Origin of the sequence: Microcystis sp. M113S1, assembly GCF_020246945.1 — a bacterium.
GTDB lineage: Bacteria > Cyanobacteriota > Cyanobacteriia > Cyanobacteriales > Microcystaceae > Microcystis.
In genome coordinates this window covers 1-7,362 of the sequence record NZ_JADBSA010000327.1, presented here as the reverse complement: position 1 = coordinate 7,362, position 7,362 = coordinate 1, and the positions used below count along the sequence as shown (strand labels likewise).

The window sequence follows — 7,362 nt, the reverse complement described above, 5'->3', positions numbered from 1 at the left end:
TACCCGGACAAGCTTTTCTGAACGGAACCCCCTAAGCCGAGTTTTCAAGGTGCTGTCCGCCCACTTGGTTTTCGAGACGGTCTTTTTAATTCTAACGTAAAGCCAACCTAGAACGGCGGGGTTTCCCACCCAAAATTTTCTATGAAAAAAATCTGGGAGTTCGCAAGTTATAACCTCTGGTTGTTATTTTCTCCGCCAGTGGGCCGGGAAATGGGTCACTGCGATCGCAAGCGCGGCTATACAAAAGCGAGGAAAAAAGAACCTGTGGTGAAAGAGCTTTTAGAAAAAGATACCAGTTGGCAAAGAATCGGGATTTTAGCACAGAAGGGAGTCTATGAATTTCATCAAGACTTGCGGTTATTTGAAGCTGCCGAGGGAGTCGATCAGGTGGCAGAGATTTTAAACTTAGAAAGAGAAGAGCCAGAAGTTAGGAAGCGAGTGGGGGAGATTCTTGTCAATTATCAGAAAAACCAGTTTTTAAGGGGAAGAGAAATTATCAAACTCAGTCGCGGGGATGAAGGATTTCCGGTGCCGATCGAAGTGAAACAGGGAAATTTTGTCTTTAATTTCTACGCCGCAATTGATTGTATTGTTCGTGAGACGGAGGGCAGATTACATATTATCGATCTCAAGACTGGGAAATCGGAACCTGATCGCCGTCAAGGGTTAGTTTATCTCCTAGCCTGTCAATATTTATATCCCGATCAACAGGCGATCGCTTCTTTTTATAACCTCGAAACTGGTGAGCAAACCGAACCTATTCAGGCGACTGCAAAGCAACTACAGTCCATTCAAAGAGAATTAGCCAGTATTGCCAAACGCCATCAAGAAGAATTAAGACGTTACCGCAGAAATCCCGAAGCTTTTGAGGAAATTTATCCAGCCAATCCTCACTCTAATTGTCTCTATTGTAATTTTAACTCGATCTGTAAATTTTCTACATTGGAAAGTGCCGCATGAGTGAATCTATCTATTATCTAAGTGAGATTTCTTTACTGAATCTTGCCAAACCAAATCTAATCGTATTTCGGCTGACTGGAGAGATCGATCGAGAAACTGGCAATCGTTTAAGCTATCATTTTTCTCGAAAAATACCCGATCTAGCTGTGATCTGGCGGGATGGTTTTTTCTGGGTGCTGGTCAAACCAGATATCTCCTCACCGAAACCCGAATTCTGGCGAAAAAGTTTAGACGAAATTCAAAAAGAAATCGAAGATTTTCGCTCGTATTTATGGGCGTTTCAGTGGTTACAAAATCCAGAAGCATCTCCTGAAGTTATCGCTGATCTAGCGAGGGCAATACTTCAAAAAGAACGCTGTTTTTCTTCGGGAATAGTCACCAAAAAACAGGGAGCAGTCGTCGAAAGAAAAGTGCTATTTTGGGCGGAAACGGTGGAGATAAACAACAAAATAAAACCCGCTCTTGCTCTCTCAGTCAAGAGTGGCATTTTCTATCAAGGGACCCTAGAAGACTTTTATGAAAATCATCCTGATCGCCACCATCCTGAAAAGCTTTTAATCGGCTTAAAAGTAATCGATATTGAAAAAGGAAGCGGTGCGACAATTGAAAAATTATCGGGTAGAATTGGTGAGGGAGAAAATCGGAAAAAATTAATTGAATCGGCCACAGGTTCTCTCAGTCTCTACGCATTAGAAGAAGCTCCTGATGATCAACCAATTGTGTCTATAAGATTTAAGAAAAAGAAAACCTACGACTATGCTCTAGCAGCTTTACGTCCCTCAATCACGGCAGAAACTGCCCAGGCTTTCGGCGTAAAATATGGGGAGCTTTTAAAGGATAGTAAAATTGATTTTGTCAAGCGAAAAGAACTTTTGACTAAGTATAAAAATCAGGCGACAGATGTGTTAAAACTTTATGGCTATCAAGTTGAAAAAGCCATCAATAGTATGAGTAGCAGTCAAAAGTCGCTATTCATGACACCCAGAAAAAGCTTAACCGATACCCTCTTACTTTTTGGTAAAGGAAAAACGGAAAAATTGATCTTGCCTGGCTTAAAAAAAGGAGGAGTTTTTAAGCGTCATCAGGATTATCAAGAGCGAGCTATCAATATGGTAATTCTAAATATTGGTAATCAAAAAGTAGATGTATTTATTGAAGAAGTTCAGACGCGTTTAGATTTATACGGGTTTGACTCGGACATCCTTGAAACTATTAACTTAGCCCTATTTGAGGATAATTATTCGCGCACTTGGGCCAATATCGAGGAAAAATTGAATGAAGTTTTATGCTTTAGTCCCGATATATTGTTAGTCTTTCTTCCTCAAAGCGATCGCCAAGCGGATAGTCAAGAAGAGGGAAGTTTTTATAATCGCATTTATTCCCATTTACTCTATCGGCGCGTGGCCAGTCAATTTATCTATGAAGATACCCTCAAGAAAGAATCTAGATTGATTCTCAATCAAATTGTCCCAGGTATTTTGGCTAAACTAGGTAATTTGCCCTTTGTGTTAGCTGAACCAATTCCGATCGCCGATTGTTTTCTCGGTTTAGATATTTCCCGACGGCCCAAGGATAATTTACCCGGAACTCTCAACGCTTGCGCTAGTGTTCGTATCTACGGATCGCGGGGAGAATTTATCCGTTATCAACTAGAGGGAGAGTTTATACAAGGGGAAGAAATGCCGCGGCGATTTCTTGAAAAAGTTCTGCCCGTAAGTTCTTTAAAAAACAAAACTGTTTTAATATATCGAGATGGTCGTTTTGTTAATCAAGAAGTCGAAAATCTGCTCGATCGAGCCAGTGCCATCAATGCCCGATTTATTCTGGTAGAATGCCGAAAATCCCAGACTCCCAGACTCTATAACTTAGTGAATAAGAACTTAACCCCACCAACCCAGGGATTAACCTTAAAATTATCCTCCCGCGAGGCGCTGGTGGTGACTACTCAGGTGGATGCGAAGGTGGGATTAGCTCGTCCCCTGCGGTTAAATGTCCGTCCCGAAGGTGAGCAAACAAGTATCGAAAGCGTTATAGATGCTACGTTAAAGCTTACCCTACTTCATCACGGAGCCTTAAAACCGCCTCGTTTACCAATGCCTTTATACGGAGCCGATCGCATGGCGGATTTACGCTTAAAAGGAATTTATCCTAGTGTTTTGGAAGGCGATCGACAATTCTGGCTCTAACGGCTGTTGCTGAAGGGATAAGCTCTAGAGTAGCTAGGAAAATTGGCAGTAATTATCGGTTGCCTCGGTCAATCGAGAGTGATCAAGAGCGAGAATTTTGAATAGCAGTAATTAAACCTCTGACTTCCTCGGTTCCCTCGGAAGCTTCAAAGGAAGTGGGAAATTTACCCTTAGCAATCATCCGCAATCCCAAGGGGGCAATACTTAATAAACCCTGTAAATCGCGCCAATAATTGCCCAGCACATAGAGGCCGAATTTGCGTTCATCAACCCATCCCCCTGCTTTGACTAATTCCACTAAAACTTTCCGGTGACGAATGGGACGACTACTATCGTCCGACTTGCGAGCGAGTATTTCCTGTTTAATTTTACCGATTTGATCCATGGGAGCCACTTCCATGGGACAAACCGCATTACAGAAATAGCAACGGGTACAACCCCAAACCCCTGCGGTGCCTTGATTATAAAGTTCTAGGCGACTTTCCTGATTACCATCGCGGGAATCCACTAAGGTGCGCTGCGCTTTTGCTAAAGCGTGGGGACCGACAAAATCGGGATTGACTTGCTTGGCATTACATTCCGAATAACAGGCGCCGCACATAATGCAGTTACCCATCTGATTGAGATTGGCTCTTTCTTCTGGAGTTTGCAGAAATTCTCGTTCGGGAATGGTGCGCGCTTGACTACTAATATAAGGTTCAACCTTTTCTAAATCGTCCCAAAACGGTTGCATATTGACGATTAAATCCCGGATAATCGGTAAATTACCAAGAGGGGCGATCGTGATTTCGGGAATTTCTCCGACATCTTTTTGGCTAGAATGGTTTAATTCACTGGCGATATTTTTTTGACAAGCCAAGGCCGAACGGCCGTTAATTTTCATCGCACAGCTGCCACAAATTGTATTGCGGCAATTTTTACGAAAGGCCAAAGTTCCATCAAGTTCCCATTTGATGCGATTAAGGCAGTCGAGAATTGTATTTCCCGCCTCCACCTCTAGGGTAAAATTTTCTAGGTAAGGGGTGTCGTTGGGTCGTTGACGCAGAATTTTAAAAGAAACTTCCATACTCGGCACGGGGATGAGGGACTCCTAATACTCAGGATAATCGATGTTAACGGGCCAAAGGGGAGCTAGTAATGGTAATTAATCCTTAAGATTTTCCCCGGTCGGTTGCGCCAAGGAGTGGGTATCTAGACCTAATCATAGATGGGCAAGTCGCTCGAAAACAGTTTAATCACCCCGGATTTACTGCTCTGGGTCATTAGTTTTTTGCCAACTCCAACCACAAGTATAGTTTCTCAATTCCTTGCCAGGTATAGCTTGAACCGTTTTATGTCCTCACTTTCTCCTCCCTGTTTTCCTCGCACCCGACCAAAAATTGCGCGAGTCTTGCCCAAAAATTTCCTCTCCCCCACAAGGCCTACACTTACTACCTAGTCTGGGGTCTTCTTAGCACGATTGTCATCACAGAACCATCAGTTTTAAAAAATTTATTATTCCCCTCTAGACATTTTTGGCAAGATTTTTGGTATGATCAATTTGTCAGTGTAAACTTAATTGACAGCCAGTCAAAAATCAAGGAACATTTAAAAGTACCATGAATGATATCTCTCCTACTCCCCTAACCGGGAAAGCTCTACTTCAAAAAGTCAAAGAGTTGGCCCACTTACCCCGTCGCGAAACGGCAAAACGTTGTGGTTACTACTCCCAAAGTAAAGATGGCCAAGTTCGGGTCAATTTAACCGACTTTTACGATGCTGTTTTGGGTGCAAAAGGGGTTCCTCTCGATCCCGAAGGCACTAAAGATGGCCGCGGCCGCGAACCCACTTTCCGGGTTAGTGTCCACAAAAATGGTCAAATCGTCATCGGTTCCACCTATACCGAACAAATGAACTTGCAGCCCGGCGATGAGTTTGAAATCAAACTTGGCTACAAGCACATCCACCTCAAACAAACGGAATCAGAAGAATCGGTAGAAGCTTAAATAGGTTACGGAGTAGGGATAAGGATAAAAAAAATCGGCAGTCAAAAGGGCTAGTTTTGACAAGACCGACCAAAAAGACAATATAGATTCTTATCCCTAATTCTAACCCCTGACCGCCTCTTTCATCAACTCGAGGGGTTTTCCTTAAGCACTTTTTCTTCTTTTTCGCAACCCCCTAGAGATGGATTTTTGTTGGAGCTAGGCTTTACCAGAGCAAAGTTCCACAGTTATTCTATCCCTAGAGGGTTTGTTTTATGGGTGTTAGGGGTAGGGGGTAGGGAAATTTCAACTAATACCCCAAAACCCCACACCCCACACCCCACTTCCCTAGCACCTAATTGACAATGGACATGGCTGCCTTAATAAAAATTATTATTTTCCTGTTAGCCTGGTTAATTCTCTGGCTGCCGATTGCCATTGTTTTAGGGAGTCGTTTGGGATGGCAACCGCTGCAAGGTACAAAACCTGACCAGAAATTGCCACTGGTGGCCTCTCTTTACGCATTGGCTCCCTTAGTTATCTGGGGATTATTAAAGATAGAGGGGAGCAGCCTCCATAATTACGGATTAATTTGGTCATTTTCCCTATTTATCTCCCTAACTAAAGGATTAATCCTGGCAGTGGTGGGATTAGGGATAATTTTTTTCCTAGAGGGGATTTTGACATGGGTACATTGGCAGCCCAAAAACCTCGCTCGCGCTTTTTCCTTGAGTTTACCCCTGTTGATAGTGGCCCTCTGGGTGGGTATTACCGAGGAATTAATCTTTCGGGGCATCTTTTTGAGCCAATTAAGCCAAGAATACGGTTTTTGGGTGGCGGGAGCCATTTCTAGCCTAATTTTTGCCCTGCTGCACCTGCTTTGGGAACGTCAGCAAACTCTGCCGCAACTACCCGGTTTATTTCTGATGGGGATGGTTCTGGTCTGGGCCAGGGCGATCGATCATGGTAGTTTAGGATTAGCTTGGGGACTTCATGGCGGTTGGGTATGGGGATTGGCCTTGCTAGACAGTGCCGAATTGATGTCTTACAGCGATTCTGGGTTAGTTTGGGTTAAAGGTATCTATAACCAACCTTTAGCCGGTTTAGCAGGCATTCTCTGCCTCTTGGGGACAGCTTGGGGGTTAAACCTGCTTCAGTAGCCAAAAGCCGGTAAAAGTGCGACCGGAATCATCCGGTTGTATGAGGAGAAAGTGCAAACCTTGGCTTTCCTCTTTGGTTGCTTGATAAGCATTGGCTGCCCGGGCCACTTCTTCATCTTCGTAGGTCAGGAAAATCCAACGCTCATTGAGGCCCGATTCCAAGACTAAACCGCCCGATCGCCCCGTTTCTGTGGGAATATGAGCGATAAATACCGGGTTAATTTCCCCTAACCAACGAGCGATCGCCAAAGATTTTTTACCACCGGTAATAACCACACCGGGGATCGTTAAAGTGGAGGCTAAACCTAGTTTTAAAGGAGAAAAGGCCTCTGGTAGGGAAAGAATCGGTATTCGGCGATCGCCAAAAAAGTTAACTAAATCAACGGCGGGAAAACGAGCAAAACGCCACTCTTGACCTAAAAATTGGTCGGGTACGGGTTGTGGTGGAGGAGAGTCGATATTTATGGGGATTTGCCGCAATTCTAGCTGTTTTTTGAGGGCGTTAACGTGACGGGTTAACTCGATTTTGATCTGTAAATTTTGACCAGCGAGGAGAAATAAATTGGCGCATTGGGGGCGAAAAACTTGGATAATTTCTGGGGAGGAGACTTGACAAGCTTGCTGTAACTGTTGGGTTAACCAGTCGCTATTAGCTTGCGATTGGGGACAGGAATTTTCATAGATAAGATGACCCAGAGGATCGGAAATTAACAATTGCCAGACTGTGCCAAGAGGGGAAGAAGATGAAGATTTATAAAAATCCGCTTGCCAAATAGTCATAATTCAGTAAAAAGTCACCAGTAAAAAGTCAAAAAATGGTCAGGAGTAGAGGTCAACTAAAAATTTTACCGAAATTTTGGGTTAAAGCCCCGTTCTTTTAGGACGGCTTTTTAAACTATAGCTTGTTAACTTAACTTTTATTGTGCTATACTGACTTTATCTAAGTACCCCTTGCGTAAAATGTTTGTCTTAGAGTTTAAAGTTAAAGCTAAAACTCAACAGTATCAAGCCATAGACGATGCTATTCGTACTGCTCAATTCATCCGTAACAAATGTGTAAGGTTATGGATAGATACAAAAGGTACGGGTAAG

General features: G+C 43.4%; 6 protein-coding genes and 1 pseudogene. 5 read left to right on the top strand and 2 right to left on the bottom strand.

Annotated elements, in window-relative coordinates; translation table 11 throughout:
• Window positions 1-141 precede the first annotated feature (141 nt).
• Entirely contained in the window at window positions 142-960 is an 819-nt protein-coding gene (locus tag IM319_RS16495; protein ID WP_287736309.1) for a PD-(D/E)XK nuclease family protein, read from the top strand.
• On the top strand, window positions 957-3,146 hold the full coding sequence (locus tag IM319_RS16490) for a Piwi domain-containing protein (RefSeq protein ID WP_287736308.1): 2,190 nt from the start codon (window positions 957-959) through the stop codon (window positions 3,144-3,146). Before IM319_RS16495 ends, IM319_RS16490 begins: the two co-directional genes overlap by 4 nt.
• A gap of 82 nt (window positions 3,147-3,228) precedes the next feature.
• Here the strand turns inward: IM319_RS16490 and IM319_RS16485 are convergent, their stop codons facing one another.
• Window positions 3,229-4,212 (bottom strand): succinate dehydrogenase/fumarate reductase iron-sulfur subunit, encoded by a 984-nt coding sequence (locus IM319_RS16485; RefSeq protein ID WP_287736307.1) that lies wholly within the window; start codon window positions 4,210-4,212, stop codon window positions 3,229-3,231.
• 532 nt (window positions 4,213-4,744) lie between these two features.
• Here IM319_RS16485 and IM319_RS16480 point away from each other — a divergent pair.
• The gene (locus IM319_RS16480; protein WP_286824808.1) at window positions 4,745-5,131 is read left to right on the top strand and encodes an AbrB family transcriptional regulator; all 387 of its coding nucleotides are present in this window, start codon (window positions 4,745-4,747) and stop codon (window positions 5,129-5,131) included.
• Between the two features lie 344 nt (window positions 5,132-5,475).
• Window positions 5,476-6,270, top strand: a complete 795-nt coding sequence (locus IM319_RS16475; RefSeq protein WP_287736306.1) for a CPBP family intramembrane glutamic endopeptidase — start codon at window positions 5,476-5,478, stop codon at window positions 6,268-6,270.
• Here IM319_RS16475 and IM319_RS16470 read toward each other — a convergent pair.
• Window positions 6,253-7,050, bottom strand: coding sequence for a Tab2/Atab2 family RNA-binding protein (locus IM319_RS16470; protein ID WP_287687023.1), 798 nt, complete (start codon window positions 7,048-7,050; stop codon window positions 6,253-6,255). The two genes, IM319_RS16475 and IM319_RS16470, sit on opposite strands and share 18 nt — an antisense overlap.
• A gap of 180 nt (window positions 7,051-7,230) precedes the next feature.
• On the opposite strand from IM319_RS16470, the pseudogene IM319_RS16465 reads away from it, so the two are divergent.
• Window positions 7,231-7,362, top strand: a pseudogene (locus tag IM319_RS16465) (RNA-guided endonuclease TnpB family protein); the annotation flags it as partial.